Origin of the sequence: Pseudomonas maioricensis (genome assembly GCF_022790535.1) — a bacterium.
Lineage (GTDB): Bacteria > Pseudomonadota > Gammaproteobacteria > Pseudomonadales > Pseudomonadaceae > Aquipseudomonas > Aquipseudomonas maioricensis.
The window spans coordinates 1-21,433 of the sequence record NZ_LOHG01000017.1; the positions used below are offsets into that span (position 1 = coordinate 1).

At 56.4% G+C, this 21,433-nt stretch carries 24 protein-coding genes, 1 tRNA gene and 2 pseudogenes; 18 read left to right on the forward strand and 9 right to left on the reverse strand.

Annotation, left to right across the window (positions count from 1 at the left end):
• Positions 1–76: 76 nt before the first annotated feature.
• The gene (locus AUC61_RS21485) at positions 77–1,507 is read right to left on the reverse strand and encodes a M48 family metalloprotease (RefSeq protein WP_243248150.1); all 1,431 of its coding nucleotides are present in this window, start codon (positions 1,505–1,507) and stop codon (positions 77–79) included.
• A 149-nt stretch (positions 1,508–1,656) separates the two neighbouring features.
• Here AUC61_RS21485 and AUC61_RS21490 point away from each other — a divergent pair, with 149 nt between their 5' ends.
• Positions 1,657–1,908: a sulfurtransferase TusA family protein gene (locus AUC61_RS21490; RefSeq protein ID WP_122665053.1), complete on the forward strand. Its 252-nt coding sequence runs from the start codon at positions 1,657–1,659 to the stop codon at positions 1,906–1,908.
• Between the two features lie 35 nt (positions 1,909–1,943).
• Entirely contained in the window at positions 1,944–3,014 is a 1,071-nt protein-coding gene (locus AUC61_RS21495) for an AI-2E family transporter (RefSeq protein ID WP_027899147.1), read from the forward strand.
• 112 nt (positions 3,015–3,126) lie between these two features.
• Here the strand turns inward: AUC61_RS21495 and AUC61_RS21500 are convergent, their stop codons facing one another.
• Positions 3,127–3,600 carry a peroxiredoxin gene (locus AUC61_RS21500; protein ID WP_122397128.1) on the reverse strand — a complete coding sequence of 158 codons (474 nt, stop codon included), beginning with the start codon at positions 3,598–3,600 and terminating at the stop codon, positions 3,127–3,129.
• 9 nt (positions 3,601–3,609) lie between these two features.
• Positions 3,610–4,173, reverse strand: coding sequence for a glycine cleavage system transcriptional repressor (locus AUC61_RS21505; RefSeq protein WP_027899149.1), 564 nt, complete (start codon positions 4,171–4,173; stop codon positions 3,610–3,612).
• A 325-nt stretch (positions 4,174–4,498) separates the two neighbouring features.
• Between AUC61_RS21505 and dapA the strand changes: the two genes are divergently transcribed.
• The 7 genes from dapA to hepT all read left to right on the forward strand — a co-directional run bounded on the left by dapA (position 4,499) and on the right by hepT (position 9,130).
• Complete coding sequence (gene dapA / locus AUC61_RS21510) at positions 4,499–5,377, forward strand: 4-hydroxy-tetrahydrodipicolinate synthase (protein ID WP_243248151.1); 879 nt, start codon at positions 4,499–4,501, stop codon at positions 5,375–5,377.
• Positions 5,378–5,395: 18 nt separating this feature from the next.
• Positions 5,396–6,511, forward strand: coding sequence for an outer membrane protein assembly factor BamC (gene bamC, locus AUC61_RS21515; RefSeq protein WP_243248152.1), 1,116 nt, complete (start codon positions 5,396–5,398; stop codon positions 6,509–6,511).
• Positions 6,512–7,270: an MBL fold metallo-hydrolase gene (locus AUC61_RS21520; protein WP_243248153.1), complete on the forward strand. Its 759-nt coding sequence runs from the start codon at positions 6,512–6,514 to the stop codon at positions 7,268–7,270.
• A gap of 28 nt (positions 7,271–7,298) precedes the next feature.
• Positions 7,299–8,012: a phosphoribosylaminoimidazolesuccinocarboxamide synthase gene (gene purC / locus AUC61_RS21525; protein WP_077571533.1), complete on the forward strand. Its 714-nt coding sequence runs from the start codon at positions 7,299–7,301 to the stop codon at positions 8,010–8,012.
• Between the two features lie 93 nt (positions 8,013–8,105).
• Positions 8,106–8,195: transfer RNA gene (locus AUC61_RS21530), tRNA-Ser, on the forward strand.
• 130 nt (positions 8,196–8,325) lie between these two features.
• Entirely contained in the window at positions 8,326–8,721 is a 396-nt protein-coding gene (mntA, locus tag AUC61_RS21535; RefSeq protein ID WP_243248154.1) for a type VII toxin-antitoxin system MntA family adenylyltransferase antitoxin, read from the forward strand.
• A complete protein-coding gene (gene hepT / locus AUC61_RS21540; RefSeq protein WP_243248155.1) occupies positions 8,711–9,130 on the forward strand; it encodes a type VII toxin-antitoxin system HepT family RNase toxin in 420 nt (139 codons plus the stop codon). Before mntA ends, hepT begins: the two co-directional genes overlap by 11 nt.
• 109 nt (positions 9,131–9,239) lie before the next feature.
• On the opposite strand, the gene AUC61_RS21545 is transcribed toward hepT, so the two are convergent.
• The 3 genes from AUC61_RS21545 to AUC61_RS21555 are packed head-to-tail and all read right to left on the reverse strand — an operon-like array spanning position 9,240 to position 10,035.
• Positions 9,240–9,485, reverse strand: a complete 246-nt coding sequence (locus tag AUC61_RS21545; RefSeq protein WP_243248157.1) for a helix-turn-helix domain-containing protein — start codon at positions 9,483–9,485, stop codon at positions 9,240–9,242.
• Entirely contained in the window at positions 9,482–9,733 is a 252-nt protein-coding gene (locus tag AUC61_RS21550; protein ID WP_243248231.1) for a helix-turn-helix domain-containing protein, read from the reverse strand. Before AUC61_RS21550 ends, AUC61_RS21545 begins: the two co-directional genes overlap by 4 nt.
• A 59-nt stretch (positions 9,734–9,792) precedes the next feature.
• Entirely contained in the window at positions 9,793–10,035 is a 243-nt protein-coding gene (locus tag AUC61_RS21555; protein ID WP_243248159.1) for a helix-turn-helix domain-containing protein, read from the reverse strand.
• Positions 10,036–10,160: 125 nt separating this feature from the next.
• On the opposite strand from AUC61_RS21555, the gene AUC61_RS21560 reads away from it, so the two are divergent.
• The 3 genes from AUC61_RS21560 (at position 10,161) to AUC61_RS21570 (ending at position 13,313) form a co-directional block, all read left to right on the forward strand.
• Positions 10,161–10,490, forward strand: a complete 330-nt coding sequence (locus tag AUC61_RS21560) for a hypothetical protein (protein ID WP_243248161.1) — start codon at positions 10,161–10,163, stop codon at positions 10,488–10,490.
• Between the two features lie 468 nt (positions 10,491–10,958).
• The gene (locus AUC61_RS21565) at positions 10,959–11,186 is read left to right on the forward strand and encodes a hypothetical protein (protein ID WP_122807977.1); all 228 of its coding nucleotides are present in this window, start codon (positions 10,959–10,961) and stop codon (positions 11,184–11,186) included.
• 312 nt (positions 11,187–11,498) lie between these two features.
• Complete coding sequence (locus AUC61_RS21570; RefSeq protein ID WP_243248163.1) at positions 11,499–13,313, forward strand: DUF3857 domain-containing transglutaminase family protein; 1,815 nt, start codon at positions 11,499–11,501, stop codon at positions 13,311–13,313.
• A gap of 18 nt (positions 13,314–13,331) precedes the next feature.
• Here AUC61_RS21570 and AUC61_RS21575 read toward each other — a convergent pair whose 3' ends face one another.
• Complete coding sequence (locus tag AUC61_RS21575; protein WP_243248165.1) at positions 13,332–13,982, reverse strand: HAD-IA family hydrolase; 651 nt, start codon at positions 13,980–13,982, stop codon at positions 13,332–13,334.
• 370 nt (positions 13,983–14,352) lie between these two features.
• On the opposite strand from AUC61_RS21575, the gene AUC61_RS21580 reads away from it, so the two are divergent.
• The 5 genes and pseudogenes from AUC61_RS21580 (at position 14,353) to AUC61_RS21600 (ending at position 19,568) form a co-directional block, all read left to right on the forward strand.
• Positions 14,353–16,041, forward strand: a complete 1,689-nt coding sequence (locus AUC61_RS21580; RefSeq protein ID WP_122665043.1) for an NAD-dependent malic enzyme — start codon at positions 14,353–14,355, stop codon at positions 16,039–16,041.
• A 290-nt stretch (positions 16,042–16,331) separates the two neighbouring features.
• A pseudogene (locus AUC61_RS21585) lies at positions 16,332–16,949 on the forward strand (methylated-DNA--[protein]-cysteine S-methyltransferase); the annotation flags it as partial.
• A gap of 147 nt (positions 16,950–17,096) precedes the next feature.
• Complete coding sequence (rnd, locus tag AUC61_RS21590) at positions 17,097–18,230, forward strand: ribonuclease D (RefSeq protein WP_243248166.1); 1,134 nt, start codon at positions 17,097–17,099, stop codon at positions 18,228–18,230.
• Complete coding sequence (locus AUC61_RS21595; RefSeq protein ID WP_122665040.1) at positions 18,227–18,520, forward strand: YcgL domain-containing protein; 294 nt, start codon at positions 18,227–18,229, stop codon at positions 18,518–18,520. Before rnd ends, AUC61_RS21595 begins: the two co-directional genes overlap by 4 nt.
• Before the next feature lie 115 nt (positions 18,521–18,635).
• Positions 18,636–19,568, forward strand: a complete 933-nt coding sequence (locus tag AUC61_RS21600) for a D-2-hydroxyacid dehydrogenase (RefSeq protein ID WP_243248168.1) — start codon at positions 18,636–18,638, stop codon at positions 19,566–19,568.
• A gap of 99 nt (positions 19,569–19,667) precedes the next feature.
• Here AUC61_RS21600 and AUC61_RS21605 read toward each other — a convergent pair whose 3' ends face one another.
• The gene (locus tag AUC61_RS21605; RefSeq protein WP_243248169.1) at positions 19,668–20,261 is read right to left on the reverse strand and encodes a nitroreductase family protein; all 594 of its coding nucleotides are present in this window, start codon (positions 20,259–20,261) and stop codon (positions 19,668–19,670) included.
• A 215-nt stretch (positions 20,262–20,476) separates the two neighbouring features.
• On the opposite strand from AUC61_RS21605, the pseudogene AUC61_RS21610 reads away from it, so the two are divergent.
• Positions 20,477–20,926 (forward strand): annotated as a pseudogene (locus AUC61_RS21610) (YcgN family cysteine cluster protein).
• Between the two features lie 97 nt (positions 20,927–21,023).
• On the opposite strand, the gene AUC61_RS21615 reads toward AUC61_RS21610, so the two are convergent.
• Positions 21,024–21,398 (reverse strand): YgaP family membrane protein, encoded by a 375-nt coding sequence (locus tag AUC61_RS21615; RefSeq protein ID WP_122665036.1) that lies wholly within the window; start codon positions 21,396–21,398, stop codon positions 21,024–21,026.
• Positions 21,399–21,433: the final 35 nt, after the last annotated feature.

Here is a 21,433-nt window from a genome sequence, read left to right on the forward strand (position 1 = left end):
GGCCGCGATAGCGGTCTGCCTGATAAACCGCTATCGCGGCCTCGCGGTGCTCGTGCGCTCCTACAGGGGATAGGTGTTACATCATGTCCTTGACCATGCGCTCCTGATCCGCCAACTCCTTCTGCCGCGCATCAATGCGTGACGCCAGCTGGAAGTTGTTGTTCGCACGACGTTTGGCGAAGTCCAGCTGCTGAATGGCCTGTCTGAAATCACCCACCAGAGCGAAGTACTCGGCACGGGCCTGATGCAGACCAATAGTGTTGCCGTTCAAGCCACGGGTCTCAGCCACCAGATACCAGATGTCCGGATCATCAGGACGGTTTTTCAACAGCCCGTTCAGGGATTTCTCCGCTTCAGCGGTACGATTCTGTTTGAGTAGCACATCAACCCGAACCTGATTCAGCGGGTAGTTATCCGGGTACTGCGTCAGCATCCGGTCGACCCGTTGTTGCGCGTCATTGAGCCGGTTGTTGGTGATGTCCAGATCAATCTGCGTCAGGTTGTAGGTGATGTCGTTGGGTGACTTGTCGATCAACGGCTTGAGGGTTTCCCTGGCTTCGTTAAGTTGCCCACCTTTGATCTGCGCGATAGCGAGGCCATAGCGCGCCGGGGCCGAATTGGGGTTCTCGGTCAACTGTGCACGGAAGCGCTTGGCGGCGATGCCTGGTGTTTCTTCGTAGATCAACGCCACTCGCGCACGCATCAACTGATAACGCACGCTGTCTTCCTTGCCGCCCGGCTTTGCTTGCTCGGCTCGGTTACGGGTGTCCGCGATCCGCGATTCAGTTACCGGGTGAGTCAGCAGAAACTCAGGAGGCTTGGCGTCGAAGCGATACTGACGCATCAAACGCTCAAACATGGTCGGCATGTTGCGCGGGTCGTAGCCGGCTTTTTCCAGATTGAGAATGCCGATCCGGTCCGCTTCCTGCTCGTTCTGGCGGGAGAAGCGACGCTGTTCCTGAATGGCAGCAGCCTGTGAACCCGCAATGGCGGCGATACCCGCATCGCCCGCGCCAGCAGCGGCCATGACAATACCCGCAAGCATTGCTGCCATGACGGGCACTTGCATGCGCTGTTGGGCTTCAACACCACGAGCAAAGTGGCGTTGCGACAAGTGAGCGAGCTCGTGCGCCAGTACCGAGGCGTATTCGCCTTCAGTCTGGGCATTGAGGAACAAACCGCCGTTGACGCCGATAATCCCGCCGGGTGCGGCGAAGGCGTTGAGTTGCGGGCTGTTGATCAGAATGAACTCAAGACGTCGGTCCTGTACCTGGCTGGTTTCCGCCAGGCTGTAGACCGAGGTCTCGACGAAGTCCTTGAGCTGAGGGTCGGAAAGTTGCGAGACCTGACCACGAAGCAGCCCAAGCCAGGCACGGCCCAACTGGTGTTCCTGCTCCGGCGAAACAATCGCGGAGCTGGCATCGCCGAGGGACGGCAGGTCATCGGCATGCGCAGGAACAGTCATCAGGCATGCGAGCGTCAGCAGGGTGGGGCGCAGAAAATTCATCCATGGAGCTCTGAGTTGGAGAACCTCTACTGTAGCCGTCTAAAGTGCTTGATGGCCAGAGTGCGGTATTCTTCCGGCCTCGAAGATGTATCTGATAGAAACATTTTGCCTTCGTATAGCAATTTGATGTGCCTGCCCGGAGAGAAACGATGTCTGACGCTGTAACGCGCCCCGAAAGCTGTGACGCTGAAGTCGACGCAAGCGGCCTTAATTGCCCGCTGCCGTTGCTCAAGGCCAAGCTTGAGCTCAACCGCCTGAACCGTGGCGCCGTGCTCAAGGTTATCGCTACCGACGCCGGATCCCAGCGAGACTTCCGTTCCTTCGCCAGGCTTGCTGGCCATGAATTGCTTCATGAGGAAGCCGAGGCCGGGATCTACACCTACTGGCTGCGTAAGGCGTAACCGACTCAGGCCCATCCGCTTCAAAAGGATTTTTGATGTTCAACGTGCTTCGCAACTGGGTACAACGCTACTTTTCCGATGAAGAGGCGGTTGTACTCGCGGTGTTGCTGTTTCTGGCGTTCACCATTGTTCTGACCCTTGGTGGCATGCTCGCGCCCGTGCTGGCCGGGATGGTGCTGGCGTTCCTGATGCAAGGGCTGGTAAGCCTGCTTGAGCGTTTTCGGGTGCCTGAATCCGGCGCGGTCGGCCTGGTCTTCATGCTGTTCATGGGGGCGTTACTGGTGTTCTTGCTGGTCCTGGTGCCGCTGCTCTGGCATCAATTGATCACGCTGTTCAATGAGCTGCCGGGCATGCTTGCCAAGTGGCAGTCATTATTGCTGCTGTTGCCCGAGCGTTATCCGCATCTGGTTTCCGATGAGCAGGTGCTGCACGCCATCGAAGTCGCACGTGGCGAGATCGGCAAGTTCGGCCAGTGGGCACTGACTTTCTCGCTGTCCAGTTTGCCGTTGCTGGCCAACATCATGATCTACCTCGTGCTGGTGCCGATCCTGGTGTTCTTCTTTCTCAAGGATCGGCGTCTCATTGGCCGCTGGGTGGTCAGTTACTTGCCACGCGAGCGCGCTTTGATGACCCGTGTTGCCGAAGAAATGAATCGGCAGATCGCCAACTACATTCGCGGCAAGGTCATCGAGATATTTATCTGTGGCGGCGTGACCTACATCGGTTTTGTAGCGCTGGGCCTGAACTACGCGGCGTTGCTGGCCATGCTGGTGGGTATTTCCGTGGTGGTGCCTTACGTCGGCGCGGTCGTAGTCACAGTGCCCGTGGCTTTGATCGCTCTGTTTCAGTGGGGTTGGAGTGACCAGTTCATCTACTTGATGGTGGTCTACGGCGTGATTCAGGCGCTGGACGGCAACGTGCTGGTGCCGCTGTTGTTCTCGGAGGCCGTCAACCTGCACCCGGTCGCAATCATCTGCGCGGTGCTGCTGTTTGGCGGGCTGTGGGGCTTCTGGGGGATCTTCTTCGCGATTCCGCTGGCGACCCTGTTCAAGGCCGTGCTAGATGCGTGGCCGAGGCAGGAGCCTACCGTGGCACCTTTGTTGTAGCGGTGAACCCATCGTCCGAATGCGGCCCAGACCAAGCACCGTTCCCACATATGGACTCAATTTCATGTGGGAGCGGTGCTTGCCCGCGATTGAGCGACGCCGATCTGAATTATCAGCCGTTATTCAACGCCTGAGCCTTCTCCAGCACCGCTTCCACATGCCCCGGCACCTTCACGCCGCGCCATTCGTGGCGTAACACACCGTCTTTATCGATCAAAAAGGTGCTGCGATCCACGCCAAGGTATTCCTTGCCGTACAGCTTCTTGAGCTTGATCACATCAAACAGCTGGCAAAGCGCTTCGTCCTTGTCCGAAATCAGCTCGAACGGGAACGACTGCTTGGCCTTGAAGTTCTCGTGTGATTTCAGGCTGTCCCGGGAGACGCCAAATACCAAGGTATTGGCCGCCTGAAACTGCTCATGCTGATCGCGAAAGTTCTGACCCTGAGTGGTACAGCCCGGCGTGCTGTCCTTCGGGTAGAAATAAATCACGACCTGCTTGCCCTTGAGTTCGGACAGACTCACCGCCTGTCCGCTAGTGGCTTGCACCTGAAAATCGCTAACCGGTTGATCTACTGCTACAGCCATGGGACTTCCTTACATGGGGGCTTGCGGGCGCCACGGTTCGATCAGTGCATCCAGGTTCAGCGCGTCGGCGAAATCCAGAAACTGATCACGCAGCCAACTGATCTGGATGCCCGCAGGCAAGGTCACGGTGAAGGTTGCGTTGAGCATGGTGCCGCCGGTCTGCGGAGCCAGATAGGTATCGCAGATCAGGTTTTCCAGTTCCACGTTGTGGTCCATGAAGAACTGGCACAGCTCATTGATGATGTCCGGGCGATACGCCGAACTGACGTAAGCCACGTAAGGCAGCGCCTCTGGACGGCTTTCCAGCGTCGCACTGCGTACGACGCTGGTGGTGAAGTCGTGCTTCTTGGACAGGCCGGGCAGGCCTGTTTCCAGACGGGCCAGGGCATCCCAGCTACCGGAAACCTGAAGAATCAACGCACTGTATTCGCCGTGACGGGTCAGGCGCGAGCTGACTACCGAGCAACGGCTTTCGTGACTGGCACGGCACAGGACGTTGGTCAGCTCCATTGGGTTTGCGCCAAGGGCACTGATGACAAGGAATTGTTCGCGAACTGTGGGGGTGGACGACATGCAGCATTCCTAGACGATGAGCGGTCGGTACATTTATTGGCTTGCGGAACCGAATCGACGATCAACAGCGTCAGACAACAACCGCAACCCTGGCGAGGTGCGTCTGCCCGATTGACCAAAGGCAGGCTGCAACAGCGCTGGAGCAGGGGTTCTGACGTTTAAATCGACCGAATGAAGGAGGCGCGCAGATGACCAGTACCGATCAAAGAACGAAGGGTAGCGAAAACCATCGCTCAGGGGAATGCTCACAGCGTGGTACTTCGCTTGTACAAGGCTGATAGCGCCAGTACCATTACGGCTCTCTTTTTCCGGCAGGAGCGGTTGCATGATTGCGGGCAGTATGGTGGCACTGGTCACACCCATGGATGCACAGGGACGTCTGGACTGGGACAGCCTGAGCAAACTGGTGGACTTCCACCTGCAAGAGGGCACCAACGCCATTGTTGCCGTTGGCACCACAGGTGAATCGGCCACGCTTGATGTGAATGAACACATCGAGGTGATCCGTCGTGTGGTCGATCAGGTGGCAGGGCGTATTCCTGTTATCGCAGGTACAGGCGCAAACTCGACGCGTGAAGCGATCGAGCTGACCAACAACGCCAAGCGCGCTGGCGCAGACGCGTGCCTTCTGGTCACGCCGTATTACAACAAGCCGACTCAGGAAGGCCTGTATCAGCACTTCAAGGCTATCGCCGAAGCGGTGGACATCCCGCAGATCCTTTACAACGTGCCGGGCCGTACCGCCTGCGACATGCTGGCAGAGACTGTTGTGCGCCTGTCCACCGTGCCGAACATCATCGGCATCAAGGAAGCCACGGGTGATCTGCAGCGCGCCAAGGACATCCTGGCAGGCGTCAGCAGCGACTTCCTCGTGTATTCCGGCGATGACGCAACAGCGGTCGAATTAATGCTGCTGGGCGGCAAAGGCAACATTTCCGTGACCGCCAACGTTGCACCGCGCGCCATGAGCGAGCTGTGTGCTGCGGCCATGCGTGGTGATGCTGACGCTGCGCGGGCGATCAATGAAAAACTGATGCCGCTCAACAAGACCCTGTTTATCGAATCCAACCCTATCCCCGTGAAATGGGCCCTGAATGAAATGGGTCTGATGCCGGACGGTATCCGTCTGCCGCTCACCTGGCTCAGCCAGGCCTGTCACGAACCGCTGCGTCAGGCCCTGCGCCAGTCCGGCGTTCTGGTTTAATTGAGGAAGCATTACGCAATGAAGCGATTGGCCGGACTTTCCGCACTTGCCTTGATTATCTCCAGCACCAGCGGTTGCGGTTGGCTGTGGGGTGAAGATGGTTACTTCCGTGACCGCGGCAGCGATTACCTCGAAGCACAGCAAACTGCACCGATGCAGATCCCGCCGGGTGTTTCGGAGACCAAACGTCTCGACCCGCTGCTGCCAATCCCGCGCAACGTCGCGGATGACACCGTTAAAGGCGAATTCGTAGTACCTCGCCCGCAACCTCTGTCGACCGTTGCCGATGCCAGCGATTTCAGCCTGCAAAAGAGCGGCAATAACAGCTGGGTGCTCGCTCAACGTGCGCCTGCTGAAGTCTGGCCTGTAGCGCATCAGTATTTCGAAGATAACGGTTTCCGTATCGCTGAAGATCGCCCGCAAACAGGTGAATTCAGCACCACGTGGCAGCGTCTGGACGAGCTGTCCGCGGTTGTCGCCAAGCGCCTGAGCGCCAGCGGCACTGCTTCAGATGCAGAAACCCGCGTGCGAGTGCGTATCGAGCCGGGCGTGCAACGCAACACCAGTGAAATCTACGTGGTCAGCGCCGAGCGTCCAGCAGGCAGCACTGCTGACGTCCCGTTCACTGATCGCGCTACCAACGTGGCACTCGATGCTGCGTTGACCGATGACATGCTGGCCAACCTGAGCCGCAGCGCAGAACAGGGCGGCTCCGTGTCGCTGCTGGCAGCGCGTGACTATGACACTCCAAGCCGTGTAGCCCTGAGCGAAGACGGCAGCGGCAACCCGGTTCTCAACGTCGGTTCGGATCTGGATCGTGCCTGGTCAAGCGTCGGTCGTGCACTCAATCAGGGTGAATGGCGCGTAGAAGACATCAACCGCAGCCTGGGTCTGTACTACATCAACCTGGCAGAGCGGGCTGATACGCCTGAGAACAAACCTGGTTTCTTCGGCCGCCTGTTCGGCAGCAAGGAAACCAAGGAAGAGATTGATGCCCGTGCCGAGCGTTATCAAGTGCGCTTGAGCAAAGTGGGTGACAACGTTCAGGTAACCGTCGAGAAGAACATCAACACCGTCGCACCGGCAGACGTTGCCCGTCGCGTACTGGGTGTCATTCAAGACAACCTGGGTTAAGTGCGTTTCGCAGTATTAGGCAGCGGCAGCCAAGGGAATGGCACGCTGGTAGCCAGCGGTAATACGCATGTGCTGGTGGATTGCGGTTTCTCCCTGCGGGAAACCGAACGACGACTGGCGCGGCTAGGGCTTAGCGCGCATCAGTTGAGTGCGATTCTGGTAACCCACGAACATGCCGATCATGTGCATGGCGTGGGTTTACTGTCTCGGCGCTACAATCTGCCGGTGTACATGAGTAGCGGCACGGCACGAGGGTTGCGCAAGCCTGTTGAAGTCGCCGGGTATCTGGCAAGCGGGCAGGATTTGCAGTTGGGGGCGTTGAACATCCATGTGGTGTCCGTCGCTCACGATGCCCTTGAGCCGACGCAGTTCGTCTTCACCGACGGCACGCGTCGTTTTGGTCTGCTGACGGACCTGGGGTCGTACTGCCCGACGGTGCTGCAAAGCTACCACGGTCTGGACGCCCTGATGATCGAGTCCAACCACTGCCGGGACATGCTTGCTCGCGGTCACTACCCGTACTTCCTGAAGCAGCGGGTCGGTGGCAGCGAAGGACATTTGAACAACCATCAGGCCGCAAACCTGGTGAACGAGTTGGGCTGGCAGGATCTGCAGCATCTGGTACTGGCCCACCTCAGCAGCAAGAACAATCTGCCGCATCTGGCCCGGCAATGTTTCGTCGACACCCTAGGGTGCGATCCGGACTGGTTACAATTGGCCGATCAAGATTCAGGGCTCGACTGGCGACATATCGCCTAGCCCAACTACTTAGCAAGCGGAGCCCATCATGGAAAAACGTGAAGAACTCTACCGCGGCAAAGCCAAATCGGTTTACAAGACCGACGACGCTGACCGCTTGATCCTGCTGTTCCGTAACGACACTTCGGCGTTCGACGGCAAGCGTATCGAACAGCTGGACCGCAAAGGCATGGTGAACAACAAGTTCAACGCCTTCATCATGCAGAAGCTCGAAGCTGCAGGCATTCCGACCCAATTCGACAAGCTGCTGGCCGACAACGAAGTCCTGGTCAAAAAGCTCGACATGATCCCGGTCGAATGCGTCGTGCGTAACTACGCCGCCGGCAGCCTGGTCAAGCGCCTGGGCGTTGAAGAGGGTCTCAAGCTCAACCCGTACACCTTCGAACTGTTCCTGAAGGACGACGCCAAGGGTGACCCGTTTATCAACGAATCCCACGTCGTCGCCTTCGGCTGGGGCACCGCCGAGCAACTGGTTCGCATGAAAGAACTGTCGCTCAAGGTCAACGAAGTCCTGAGCAAACTGTTCGATGACGCCGGTCTGCTGCTGGTCGACTTCAAGCTCGAATTCGGTGTGTTCAGCGACGGCTCTATCGTCCTCGGCGACGAATTCAGCCCGGACGGCTGCCGCCTGTGGGACAAGGACACCAAGAAGAAAATGGACAAAGACCGCTTCCGCCAGGGCCTCGGTGACGTCATTGAAGCCTACGAAGAAGTCGCCAACCGTCTGGGCGTACCGCTCTAAGACGGAAAAAGTAACGCAAGCGCTTGATAGCACGAAAAAAAATCAGCAAAAGGTATCGCCTTCTGCGATTGAACTGTTATGATGCGCGCCGTTGGAGAGATGCCGGAGTGGCCGAACGGGACGGATTCGAAATCCGTTGTACTGGCGACAGTACCTAGGGTTCAAATCCCTATCTCTCCGCCATACAAATGAAAGCCCCAGAAGTTATGCTTCTGGGGCTTTTTTGTTTTTAATCTGCTATCAGGTTGATCAGATGACAGCTCGATGCCGGGGTCTGTTACGGTCTGCCCAAGCGATCCCTGAGAGGCTGCAGATGAATATTCAGAATGTATTGACCTGTTTACATGATCGGCTGCCGAACCTTTTGGGTGTTTATCTATTTGGGAGTCAGGTCAGCGGTCATGCAAATGCTGAGAGCGATATAGATCTAGCTGTTCTGGTTCCTGGTGTGATCGACCCGGTGGATCTATGGCGTCTGGCAGGTGAGCTTGCTGATATTGCCGGTTTTCATGTTGATTTAATCGACCTGCGTGCCGCTTCGACAATTATGCAATATCAGATTATTACCAAGGGGCGTCGACTTTGGGCTAAAAATGAAGCCGCAGGAATCTTTGAAGCTTTCGTGCTTAGCGAAAAAACCTCACTGGATTGCGCGAGGTCCGGATTGCTAGACGATATTCAGAAGAAGGGAATTGTCCATGGTCGATGATGTGCTAATTAATAAAACAGCCTCTATTGAACGCTGTGTTCAAAGGGTCCGGGAAGAGTACGAAAAGGATCCCTCAACTTTTGAGTTTGATTTCACTCGTCAAGATGCCGCGATACTCAATATCCAGCGCGCCTGCGAGGCGGCTCTCGATATGGGGCAGCACCTTATTCGGCGTGAAAGCCTTGGCGTCCCACAAAGCGCCCGTGATGTTTTCGAACTGCTTCATCGGGGTGGATGGTTGGAGCTTTCATTACTGCCAGTCATGAAGAATATGGTGGGATTCCGGAATATCGCGGTTCACGAGTATCAAACCCTCCAATTGCCCATCACCGTGGCGATTATCACGCAACATTTAGACGATTTTATCCTGTTCACTTCTGCGATTTTGCGTAAGGACGCTATGGCCTGAGTCGCAGTTCTGGTCAGCACGGATACGAAATTCGTGGCACTGCCTACCGTCTTGGGATCATCTCTATTTATGCGGTACATCAACGGGCTGTGTGGATAATGAGGGGCGCTTATTCTTCTGCATTCATCTCTCCCTGTCGAGTTAGCAGCTCATGCGGATCTACATCCAGCCCCCGACACACATCCATAAACTCAATCACATCCAGCCGCCGCTCGGCATTTTCTGTCTTCGATACGAAGGACTGCAGCCGTCCCAACTTCGTGGCCAGCTCTTTTTGGGTCAGGCCTGCTTCTGCTCGTGCTTCCAGGAGAAGGGTCAGGAGGGACTGGTAGCGGGTGTTGTGGTTGGTCTTCACTCTGATGACGCCAGCGCCTCTTCATACTCATTCACAAACTGCGGTAACGCATAACCAAGCACCGCACACAAATCCCGCAGTTGAATCAGGTCTAGGCGTCGTGACCCTTTTTCCACATCGCTCATGAATGACTGCGGTCGACCCAGTGCTGAGGAGCACTCCGATTGGGTCAGGTCGGCATTTTCTCTGATCGTGCGGAGTAGCATGATCAGCACCTGATGTTCTCGTCGATAGATTGCTTTTGTCATAGTGTTTTTAAGGGCCGTGTTCTTCAGGCAGTAGCTTTGTGATTCATGATTATCCGTCATTAACCCACACGCATATTCTCTAGCCGAACCAGCAGCTGATGCGGATCCGCATCCAGCCCCTGACACAAATCCATAAACTCAATCACGTCCAGTCTTCGCTCCGCATTCTCGGTTTTCGACACGAAGGACTGCGGTCGTCCCAACTTCGTGGCCAGCTCTTTTTGAGTCAGGCCTGCTTCTATTCGCGCTTCCAGTAGAAGGGTCAGGAGGGATTGGTAGCGGGTGTTATGGATGGTTTTCACTCAGGTGTGCCGTTTGATGATCCGGCTATCTAAATAAACCCGAATTGGGATTATCCCAAAATGGGTTTTGGATCTATCATGCATGCAGTCACGGAAGCATTCACCTGAGCAAGAAGGAGTCATGCATGAGAAATAGATATTCACTTCGTTTGCAGCAAATAACGGAAGGTCTGATTACCACGCGAAAATGTGTTGAGTGTCGTCAGCAGCGGAAAAGCCTGCCAAATACGCCTACCCGGCAGCAAGTCGTCAGCTCCATGTACGCCTACCTCATGACCAGTTGGGATGAGTTGCCCGACGAGAACAAGCGTGCTTTGGGCTTCGACTTCGTTGTGGGCAGTGAAGGCGAGGAGGTAGCGCTCAATCATCTGGCGCGGCTTTTTATGGATTATGCAGATTTGTCATTTCGGCGAGCGCTGGTGGCTCGGCGTAGACGGTTGGGTATTGATGCGTGAATTGGGGTGATCGGATAGCCAGTGGAGGATGCTGTTGGCGTGTTGGTGGTTCCCGTTGTACCTGATGCCCGGCGGCGCCTGAATCGCGGGCAAGCCTCGCTCCCACAGGTTCTGCGCCATCCCGTAGAAACGGCTTCAGCCGGGAGGAGGTTGGGGGCATTCGCTAGATATCCTTCGGCAGAAATACCGCCCTCCCGGCTGAAGCCGTTCCTACGGGATAGCTGGCAAACACAGAACTTCTCACGGGGATAGGGGGGGCGGCTAACGCGGTCCAGGGGAGTGTAGGAATCGTCCTATTTTCCGCAGGTTGATAGTCGAGAGCTGGGAGATATGAATAACTACCGCTGTCGCCAAATGGAATTGGCTGAAGATGAACTTGAATCCACTCGGCATAACGAGGGAAATCAGGTTCAGAGGCGCGGACGTATCCAGGCGCTCATTTCAGAGGAAACCCTGCAGGAACACGTCATGACTGAAGCCGAGCTCGAAAAAACCAAAGCCGAGATCAACAAAATGTTAGCCGAAGCGCACAAGCTCGTTCTGGAGGCTGACAAGCTCGGCGCTGAAAAAACCAAGCTTAATGCTGAAGCTCGCAAAATGACTCGCGAAATCTTCTGGTATCCCGTCGCAATTGCCATTGGCATGATTGGCGCAGTGTCCACGGTAACGCTGTTGTTGGCCAGGCTACTCAGCTAATCGCTTATTGCTTGCATGCCTTCTGATGGTCAGTTCCGAATGAGACCCAACCCGTCGGCATAAACCACCGCCGTAACCTCTTCATAACTTCGGGTTCACCCGTTTTGACGCATGGAATCCATCGGCCGGTCTTGGGCCAACCCGTCCCAGATCCACACGAACAGTAATCCCTGACTGACCGCATATAACCTGTTATTGCACCGCTAATGCATCAACCCTGTAGAATGCGACGCGTTTGTATTTGGATTTTTATAAAGGGATTTTATGCAGTTAATGTGCGTTATACGTCGTAATCTGGCTCTTGGATTGTTGATGATTGTTACCTGGACTGGCGCAGCTCATGCGAACAGTGACGGCAACGATTCATCGGTCACTATTGAGAAATACATTCACGCTCACGTGATCAATCACGATGGCAGCTTTCTGCTGACATCCGAAGTCGTGATGCTTATCAATGAAGAGCGGGGCGTCCAGGCGCAGGCTCAACGCTCGCTGAGCTACAACCGATCTCTGGAAATACTTGATGTGACGGAGGCGTACACGCAGAAGCCGGATGGTCGAAAGGTTCTGGTAAAGGCGGATGAGATTCGTGAGCAGCAGGAGCCAGCGTCCGCTAACGCCCCCATGTTTCAGGACACCTTGGTCAAAGTGGTGATTTTCCCTGAAGTAGCGGTTGGTGACCGACTGGTTCTTCACTATCAGAAACATCGCACGACTCCTCTATTCCCGGGGCAGTTCGAACAGATCACTCCCGCGTGGTACTACCCGGCCAAACAGTTCTCGCTGATTTATGACCTGCCTGAAGACAAACCACTTTATGCCGATGTGAGAGGCTTCAAGGCTGTTAGCCAGGCTGCCGCACCGGGGCGTCAAGTTTATCGTTGGGATTATGTGCAGAGTGACAAGGCGCGTCCCGAGCGAGGTTCGGTCTCGTATATCGATTACGGTCAATACTTGGCTGTTTCAACTTTTGCCGACTTCTCGTCATTCGGCAAAGCCTACGACGCACGAGCCCAGGCTGCCGCAACTCCTGAGATTGTAAAGCTGGCTAACAAGGTCACAGCAGGAGCCGAAACTCCGCGCGCCAAAGCGATTGCGCTCAGCGACTGGGTACGCATGAATATTCGTTACGTGGCGGTTTATGTAGGCGCTGGCACTGTCGTGCCTCACTCCGCCGAAGCGATACTTGCCAATCGTTACGGTGATTGCAAAGACCACGTCGCGTTGTTGGAGGCTTTGCTCGCTGCGGTGAATATCGAAAGCAGTCCTGCGCTGATCAACCTGGGCAACGCGTATACCTTGCCCAAGGTGCCGACATTGGGTGTTATCAACCATGTCATTACCTATGTTCCGAGTCTTGATCTCTATCTGGATTCAACTATCCCGGGCATTGCCGGTGGATACTTACCGGTTCCCGATCTGGATAAGCCCGTGGTCATTACTCGCCTGGGTAAGTTGGGCAGGACGCCAGCCAATCAGGATGGGGGAGCCAGTAACTCGATCACCTTCAAAATCGACGTCACAGGCGGCGCTGACTTTACTCAGCTATCGACCATAACCGGGTGGGGGGCTGAGCTGAATCGTTATGTACTGAAATCCATGAAGCCTTCGGATCGAAATCAGCTGATTCAGCGAGCGCTTGCGGCCTACGGGCAGACGGCCAGCGGTGAACTGGATGCGGGGGCGTTGGACGGCACCACAGATAACTATGAAATGAAGATTACTGGCCGTACGAAAAACCTGATCAATCTGCCGGGGCCTATCGGGGTCCCTACGATCAGTAGCTTTGCGGGCGGTATCGCAGACAATGTATTTGCCTTCGTTTCTGAAAGCGAGCGAGTACAGGGTTTCACGTGTATATCAGGTAACGGCGAAGAACAGGTTCGTTTCGAGTTTCCGGACGGCGTAGAAATTATTGCTATGCCCAAGGCTACAACGATCAGCCAGGCTGGCTTTGACTACGGTTCCACGTACGAAAAAGAAGCAAATGTCGTCGTGCTCAAACGTCACTACCAGTTCAAACGAAGCAGTGCAGTTTGCTCGCCTGAAGACTTCACCGCGATGAAGGCGCCCATCGAGGCGATGGTTAAGGACCTGAAAAGTCAGATTATTGTTCGAGCGATCTAACTTTTATTTTGATGCGGGTTACACCCGCATCAATCCCAATCCCTCAGCATCAACCACCACCGTCACCCCTTCATAACTTGCCAGCGTCCCGTGCTGCGTCTCCATCTCATACTCATGCGTCGCCGTAATCACCACCACACTCGCGCCAGCTGCTTCGGCGGCTGCAATGCCTGCTGGCGCATCTTCGAATACCAGGCAGTCTTTCGGATCAACACCCAGTCGTTTGGCTGCAAGCAGAAAGCAGTCCGGTGCGGGTTTGCCTTGGCTGACGTCTTCGGATGTGACGATGTTGACCGGCAGTTTCAGGCCCGCAGCTTTCAGGCGCGCCTCGGCCAGGGCGCGAGGTGCTGAGGTGACGATGGCCCAGCGTTCTGGCGGGAGTGAGGCGAGGAGGCGGGCGGCGTCGGCGACTTCTATGACGCCTTCTACGTCGTCGATCTCAGCTTGAGAAATGGCTTGGGCTTCCAGCTCCGGGTTGACGCCGGGCAGGTTCAGGTTGCGGATGGTGTCGATGCAGCGCACACCGTGGATGGTGGGTAGAAAGGTTTTGACGTCCAGGCCGTGGCGTTCTGCCCAGTGAGTCCAGACCCGCTCGGCGGCGACGATGGAATTGAGCAGCGTGCCGTCCATGTCGAACAGGAATGCCGAGAAGCGTCGGTTGTTGAGCATGGGTTACCTCTCTGAAATGGGGACGATACGCACGATTTTGTAGGAGCTGCCGAAGGCTGCGAAATACGGTATGTCAGGAAAACGCCTTCGCAGCCTTCGGCAGCTCCTACAGAGGTCAACATATTCCGTGACAATTCCGAGTCTACCCAGCAGCGCCGGGGCATACGAGTCTGATTTTTTGCCATCCTTTCGCCATGTAGTAGCGGCAAATTGTCGCAACACGATTTTGCGCGAGTAAGATGTGCACCTTGATTTCACGACCCCCGATTTTTTCGAGGCTCGCCCTGATGCGCTCCGGTGGAGATTCCGGGTGTCGAGCCTCGGTTGTACGGACTGAATACGAGTAGACAAGAAAAGGCGATAACTGAAAATGACCAAGACTTCGCGACCTTTATATATTTCCTATGCCGGCCCTTCGCTGCTGGAAATGCCCCTGCTGAATAAAGGCAGTGCTTTTACCCCGCAAGAGAGGGTCGAATTCAATCTGATCGGTCTGCTACCGCAAAACGTAGAGACGATCGAAGAGCAAGTGACGCGGGTGTACAGCCAGTATCAGCAGTGCGCGAGTGATCTGGACAAGCATATTTATCTGCGTTCGATCCAGGACAACAACGAAACGTTGTTCTTCCGCCTGCTGGATTCTCACCTCGACGAAATGCTGCCAATTATCTACACACCGACGGTTGGGCAGGCGTGTCAGGAATTCTCCAAGATCTACCGCACGCACCGTGGTTTGTTCATCTCGTATCCGGATCGCGACCGTATCGACGACATTCTGCGCAGCGCCACCAAGGATCGGATCAAGATCATCGTCGTGACTGACAGCGAGCGGATTCTCGGTCTGGGCGATCAGGGCATCGGCGGCATGGGCATTCCAATCGGCAAGCTGTCGCTGTACACCGCGTGCGGCGGTATCAGCCCGGCTTACACGTTGCCGATCGTGCTGGACGTCGGCACTAATAACCAGGAATTGCTCGACGATCCGATGTACATGGGCTGGCGCAACAAGCGGGTGACCGGCAAGGAATACGAAGACTTCATCGCGCTGTTCATCGAGGCCGTTCAGCGTCGCTGGCCGGACGTGTTGCTGCAGTTCGAAGACTTCGCCCAGACCAACGCCATGCCGTTGCTGGACAAGTACCGCGACGAGCTGTGCTGCTTCAACGACGACATTCAGGGCACCGCATCGGTTGCGGTCGGCACCTTGCTGGCGGCCTGCAAGGCCAAGAATGAAACCCTCGGTCAGCAGCGCGTGGTGTTCCTCGGTGCCGGTTCGGCGGGTTGCGGTATCGCCGAGCACATCATCGCCGCGATGGTGATTGAAGGCCTGACGGAAGCAGAAGCGCGCAAGCGAGTGATGATGGTTGACCGCTTCGGCCTGCTGACTGACAGCATGGACAACCTGCTGGACTTCCAGAAAAACCTCGCCCAGAAGGCTGGCGACGTGGCGGGCTGGTCGAGTGGCTCGGGTTACCCTGAGCTGCTGGACGTAGTGACCAACGGTAAACCGACTGTGCTGATCGGCGTGTCGGGCCAGCGTGGCCTGTTCACCGAGCAGATCATCCGCGAGATGCACAAGCACTGCGCCAAGCCATTGGTGATGCCGCTGTCCAACCCGACTTCGAAAGTAGAAGTCACCCCGCAGGAAGTCCTGACCTGGACCAACGGCGATGCGCTTGTAGCCACCGGTAGTCCATTTGCGCCAGTGACTGTGGGCGACCGTACTTTCCACATCGCGCAGTGCAACAACTCCTACATCTTCCCGGGCATTGGTCTGGGTGTGATCGCGGCGAAAGCCACGCGGATCTCCGACAAGATGCTGATGGCGGCGTCCAACGCGCTGGCTGAGTGTTCACCGATGGTGACGGGCAAGGGCGACGCGGTATTGCCGCCGCTGAAGGAGATTCAGGAAGTCAGCAAGAAGATCGCTTTGGCCGTCGCCAAGCAGGCTCAGGCTGATGGCGTGGCGTTGGAAACTACTGAAGAGTTTCTGGTTGAGGCGATCCAGCGTAACTTCTGGCAGCCGAAATACCGTGCGTATCGTCGCAGCGCGGTTTGATCGCGGGCTGACGAGTTAAACGAGAGCCGCGACAGGCAAACCTGTCGCGGCTTTTTTATGGGTTTAAAATGAAACAGAGTCAACGATCTGAAATGCAATCTCTGTGGGAGCTGGGCTTGCCCGCGATAAGGTGGGCGTGATCTGAAGTGAATCGCGTCCAGCCTTATCGCGGGCAAGCCCAGCTCCCACAGGTTCGGTGTTTGCCGTTAGAAAGCGCTGAGTCATGGGCTCCGCGCGACTATCAGTACCTATATAAAACACAGGAGCATCCGTTGGAAGGAATCGACAAGGCAGGAACTGAACAGGTCTTCGCCTTCAACGCCGCCCTGAAGAATCTCCTGCAAACCAAACCGGCCAAACCCTCCACTGGCGAGCCGCTGTATTTCAACATCTTGCCAACACCTCTGGGCCCAATGTTGGCCATGGCTGAGAAGCGTGGGCTGGTGATGCTCGAATTTCTGGATCGGCCGATCTTGATGCGCGAAATCGAAGAGCTTCGTAGCCGTTATGGTTACCTGATCGGCGCGGGAGATACGCCGCATCTGCTGCAGGTCGCAGACGAACTGAAACGCTACTTCGAAGGCGCGTTGACCCGCTTCGAAGTACCCCTGCACACGCCAGGCAGTATTTTTCAGAATCAGGTGTGGGAAGCGTTACGTCAGGTCCCTTACGGCACCACCTGCACCTATGGCGAAATCGCCTTGTTGCTGGGTAAGCCGGGAGGTAGTCGCGCTGTAGGGCTGGCTAATGGCAGTAACCGCATGTCTATCGTTCTGCCGTGCCATCGGGTGATCGGCGCAGATGGCTCGCTCACCGGTTATGGTGGCGGCAAGCATCGCAAGGAATTCCTGTTGCGTCTGGAGCGCGTAAAGCTGCAGATCGACGAGCAAGGGCAGTTAGCGTTCTGAAGGTCGGAGCGCTGGCCCGATGAACGGTCGGTTTTTGCCCACATTAGCCGTAAATCCAAGATGAAGATGTTCAACACTTGCAGGACAGATGCGCGGTAATTGCTGACGGCGATATATACTGCGCGCCATTCTTCAAGGGAGAGCCGTGTGGCCATCGATATTCACTGGATTCGCGACGACGACAGCCTCGCCCTGCATTGCGCACAGTGGCAGTCATTGCCCTTTGTTGCCCTCGACACCGAGTTCATGCGGGTCGACACTTTTTACCCTATCGCGGCCTTGCTGCAGATCGGTGACGGTACCAGCGCCTGGCTGATTGACCCTTTGTTGATCAATGACTGGCGGCCGTTGTCGGCACTGCTGGAAAACCCTGACGTCATCAAAGTGGTTCACGCTTGCAGCGAAGATCTGGAAGTCCTGCTGCGTTTGACGGGCAGTCTGCCAGCGCCGCTGTTTGATACTCAACTGGCAGCGGCTTACCTGAACCTTGGCTTCTCCATGGGTTATTCCAGGCTGGTTCAGGACGTACTGAATATCGACCTGCCTAAAGGTGAGACCCGTTCAGACTGGCTGCAACGCCCGTTATCCGAGACCCAGATCAGCTATGCCGCCGAAGACGCGGTGCATCTGGCCGAGCTGTACGGCATTTTGCGTCCGCGCCTGTCAGATGAAAAATACGGATGGCTGCTGGAGGACGGGGCGGAGCTGGTTGCCAACCTGCGTCGTGACGTTGACCCGTACGAGGTGTATCGCGACGCCAAGCTCGCCTGGAAGCTTTCACGTGCGCAGTTGGCAGTATTGCGTGAACTGTGTGCCTGGCGCGAGCGTGAAGCCCGTGCCCGTAATGTGCCGCGTAATCGTATCGTGCGTGAGCATTCGCTATGGCCGCTGGCCAGAACGCAACCAGACAGTCTGGCCGCGTTGGCGAAGATCGACGATATGCATCCCAAGACAGTGCGTCAGGATGGCGAATTCATTCTTGATTTGATTAAAAAATCGGGCAGCGTGCCGCCGGATCAATGGCCGCCAGCGTTGCCGGAGCCTTTGCCGATCGAGGCTGCGGCCGTGATCAAGACACTTCGTGCCGTCGGCCAACGCTATGCCGAACAACTGGATATGGCCCCAGAGCTGATGTTGCGTAAAAAGACCCTCGAAGCCTTGCTCAAAAGCGGCTTTCCCGATGGCCCCTACCAATTGCCCGATTCGCTGCGTGGCTGGCGCCGCGAATTGATGGGTCAGGCGCTGCTCGACAGCCTGGCCAACGCAGGAGAACAGCAGTGAAGCGTATTTGCTCGATTTACCGCAGTAGCAAAAGAAATGAAATGTACCTCTACGTGCTCAAGAGCGATGAGCTCAAGCGCGTACCGCCGGAGTTGATGGTCGCTTTCGGCAAGCCATTTCACGCGTTTGATCTGGTCCTGAGCCCTGAGCGCACATTGTCTCGCGAGGACATCAATAAGGTATTGGAAAACCTCGACACCCAGGGTTACCACCTGCAGATGCCGCCAGCAGAAGACGAGTACATCGAGCACTTGCCCGAAGAGTTGTTGCGTCGCAACGACCCGGTCTGAGCCAGAGCGAACAACCGTTAGCCGACGTTATAAAGACTGGTACTGGTCAGTGCGCACGATGACGTGCGTATTGCCGGTCATCGGTCGCATGTATTGTTTTTAAGGTTTTGAAGCCATGCGCGTTCTGATCGCCGAACACGATTACCCTGTCTATACCCAGTTGTTGCGCAAGGCTGCGCCTGAGCTGGAAATCCTCAGTACTGGCGACTCTGCGGAGCTGTCCAGGTTTGCCACTGATTGCCCGGTCTGGCTCGGTCAGCCGGATTTGCTGGCCAACCTGTTACGTCAGGGACACAAACCCGCATGGATGCAATCAACCTGGGCTGGCGTTACGCCGCTGCTGGTTGACGGGCTTACCCGAGATTACCGTTTGACCCGTGCCGTGGGCATTTTTGGTCAGGTGATGGCCGAGTTCGTTCTGACCTACATGTTAGGGCATGAGCGCGAAGTCCTGGCCCGTCTGGTCAGCCAGGTCGAGCGCAAGTGGGACAACCGCACCGGCCACAGCCTCGCAGGCCGCAAGGCGCTGATCGTGGGGGCGGGTGATATCGGCCTGAGCGTCGCGCAGTTTCTGGTGCCATTTGGCGTGCAGGTCTACGGGATTGCTTCAAGCGCTCGCACTCAAGCGCCCTTTGTTGAAGTGGGCGCCATGGAAGATCTGGATCGGCTGGTAGGGGAGGTTGATTACGTCATCAACCTGCTGCCGAACACGCCGCAAACCCACGATCTGTACGACGCGAAACTGTTCGCCAAATTCAAGCCTACGGGTTTGTTCATGAACGTGGGGCGCGGCGTGGCCGTGGTTGATGCTGATCTGGTGGAAGCCCTGAAAGAAGGCCACCTGGCTGGCGCCGTGATTGACGTATGCCGTCAGGAGCCTCTGCCGCAGCGTCATCCGTTCTGGACCGCCTGGGGCTTGTTGCTGACAGGGCACAGTTCCGCGCCGACGTCGCCGGTAGCGATGGTCGGTTTGTTTCTGGAAAACCTGAAAGCGTACGAGGCGGGTGATCAATTGCGCGGGGAAGTGGATTTTTCGCGGGGGTATTGAGGCTAGGTCTATCGTCGCATCCGGGTAGGAGCCAACTTGTTGGCGAGGCGTGTCAGGGAAAACTCTCGCGAACAAGTTCGCTCCTACCGGATTTTGTGTTTACAGGCTGAAATCACCTTCAGCCGCCAACTGCGCCACGGTCTGACGTGGGCTCGGGGCCTCGCGACCTTGCAGATACTCAGGCAAGGTCGATTTGTCCCCCAGCTTGCCGATCGCTACCGCTGCGTGCAGTGCGTAGCCTTCCGGAACGTTCAACTCTTTACGCGTCAGCTCCTGATCGAAACCGGCCATGCCGTGGGTGTGCCAGCCGCTTAGGCTTGCTTGCAGTGCCAGATAGCCCCAGGCAGAACCGGTATCAAAGGTATGCCACAGCGCCGGGCTTTCTTCAGTCGCGCCAGGGGCTGTGAACGTCGTCTTGGAAATCACGATAACCAGCGCTGCCGCGTGCTGGGCCCAGTTACGGTTGAATTCGTTCAGCAGGCCCAGGTAACGCTCCCAGTTTGGCGTGTCCCGACGTGCATACAGAAAACGCCAAGGTTGCGAGTTATACGCCGAAGGTGCCCAGCGAGCGGCTTCGAAAAAGCTCAGCAGGGTTTCCTCAGGGATGCTTTCGCCACTGAACGCGCGAGGCGACCAGCGTTCGGTGAATTGTGGGTCGATAGGGTGATCGGCGATGCGAGGGTTTGTGCTCATGAGAATCCTGAAAGGCAAGGAGGGAGGAACGCTCAAGCGGTGGGCCGTTGACGGCAGGCATCGCGGATGTCGTATAAAAGCAGCGGACTAAAACTACTGCGCCGTCCGTCAGATGACAAGTATTGCGTACCGACAGTCGACCACACTTGGCCCGAGGGCCTTGTCGCACTAGACTGGCCGCCTTTTTTCCTACCTGATGCTAATAGCCCGAACCCATGGCCGCTAAAGTCGAACCTTTCTGGATCCGCAAAACCCTCGCACAACTGGATACCACCGAGTGGGAGTCGCTGTGTGATGGCTGCGGCCTGTGCTGCCTGCAAAAGCTTGAGGATGAGGATGACAACAGCGTCTATTACACGCGCATCGCCTGCAAGCTGCTCGACCTGAAGACCTGTCAGTGCACGGACTACCCGAACCGTCGCGCCTCGGTGCCGGATTGAATCCAGCTCACGCCTGGGCAGGCTGATGAGTTCAAATGGTTGCCGCCGACCTGTGGTTATCGATTGGTCAGTGAAGGCAAAGACCTGCCACTCTGGCATCACCTTGTGTGCGGTGACCGGGATGCAGTGCATCAGGAGCGCATCTCCCAGTCTGGCCGTATGGTCAGCGAGAACAGCGTGCCTGAGGACGATTGGGAGGATTACCTGATCTTTCGGGCGGGGTGAATTACTGCGCGTATCGGTAGGAGGCAACTTGTTGGCGAGGCGGTGTGTCAGTCACCGCCTCTCGCGAACAAGTTCGCTCCTACCGGTGCGGTGGGTTTTACAGCCCGTTCTTCGGCTTGGTCAGCGCTTCCAGGCCTTCAGTCAGCGCATCTTCAGTGGCCACTTCAGCTTTGGTCTTCAACAGGCTCAGTTCATCACCGGCACGCTTGATGCGTGATTTGGCAATGTCCAGGTCGCTGCGGCTTTTTTCGACGAGGCTCTTGGCTGAGCAGTGCCCAGTGATCCCGCGAGCCAATACTGCGCCACCAATGGCCAGTTGAATCAGGCCGAAGAAGCCGCCACGGCGCAAGCCTTTACCCATCATCAGGACGCCGCCTGCCAGTGAGCCGACGCGCTCCCAGCCTTGAACGTTCTGTTGCGGTTGGCCCTGGACTGCATTGTCGATGCGCTCAATGATCGGGGTATCGCTCATGATCGTGCTCCGTGATGAGATGATTTCGGTTCAGT

Excerpts from the sequence above, each read along its gene's own strand:
- AUC61_RS21485 (WP_243248150.1), bottom strand. The coding sequence starts at position 1,507 with ATGAATTTTCTGCGCCCCACCCTGCTGACGCTCGCATGCCTGATGACT.
- AUC61_RS21505 (WP_027899149.1), bottom strand. The coding sequence starts at position 4,173 with ATGTCGTCCACCCCCACAGTTCGCGAACAATTCCTTGTCATCAGTGCC.
- AUC61_RS21495 (WP_027899147.1), top strand. The coding sequence starts at position 1,944 with ATGTTCAACGTGCTTCGCAACTGGGTACAACGCTACTTTTCCGATGAA.
- dapA (WP_243248151.1), top strand. The coding sequence starts at position 4,499 with ATGATTGCGGGCAGTATGGTGGCACTGGTCACACCCATGGATGCACAG.
- AUC61_RS21615 (WP_122665036.1), bottom strand. The coding sequence starts at position 21,398 with ATGAGCGATACCCCGATCATTGAGCGCATCGACAATGCAGTCCAGGGC.
- hepT (WP_243248155.1), top strand. The coding sequence starts at position 8,711 with ATGGTCGATGATGTGCTAATTAATAAAACAGCCTCTATTGAACGCTGT.
- AUC61_RS21490 (WP_122665053.1), top strand. The coding sequence starts at position 1,657 with ATGTCTGACGCTGTAACGCGCCCCGAAAGCTGTGACGCTGAAGTCGAC.
- AUC61_RS21500 (WP_122397128.1), bottom strand. The coding sequence starts at position 3,600 with ATGGCTGTAGCAGTAGATCAACCGGTTAGCGATTTTCAGGTGCAAGCC.
- AUC61_RS21575 (WP_243248165.1), bottom strand. The coding sequence starts at position 13,982 with ATGCTCAACAACCGACGCTTCTCGGCATTCCTGTTCGACATGGACGGC.
- purC (WP_077571533.1), top strand. The coding sequence starts at position 7,299 with ATGGAAAAACGTGAAGAACTCTACCGCGGCAAAGCCAAATCGGTTTAC.
- mntA (WP_243248154.1), top strand. The coding sequence starts at position 8,326 with ATGAATATTCAGAATGTATTGACCTGTTTACATGATCGGCTGCCGAAC.
- AUC61_RS21600 (WP_243248168.1), top strand. The coding sequence starts at position 18,636 with ATGCGCGTTCTGATCGCCGAACACGATTACCCTGTCTATACCCAGTTG.
- AUC61_RS21550 (WP_243248231.1), bottom strand. The coding sequence starts at position 9,733 with ATGACAAAAGCAATCTATCGACGAGAACATCAGGTGCTGATCATGCTA.
- AUC61_RS21565 (WP_122807977.1), top strand. The coding sequence starts at position 10,959 with ATGACTGAAGCCGAGCTCGAAAAAACCAAAGCCGAGATCAACAAAATG.
- AUC61_RS21605 (WP_243248169.1), bottom strand. The coding sequence starts at position 20,261 with ATGAGCACAAACCCTCGCATCGCCGATCACCCTATCGACCCACAATTC.
- AUC61_RS21570 (WP_243248163.1), top strand. The coding sequence starts at position 11,499 with ATGATTGTTACCTGGACTGGCGCAGCTCATGCGAACAGTGACGGCAAC.
- AUC61_RS21560 (WP_243248161.1), top strand. The coding sequence starts at position 10,161 with ATGAGAAATAGATATTCACTTCGTTTGCAGCAAATAACGGAAGGTCTG.
- AUC61_RS21580 (WP_122665043.1), top strand. The coding sequence starts at position 14,353 with ATGACCAAGACTTCGCGACCTTTATATATTTCCTATGCCGGCCCTTCG.
- bamC (WP_243248152.1), top strand. The coding sequence starts at position 5,396 with ATGAAGCGATTGGCCGGACTTTCCGCACTTGCCTTGATTATCTCCAGC.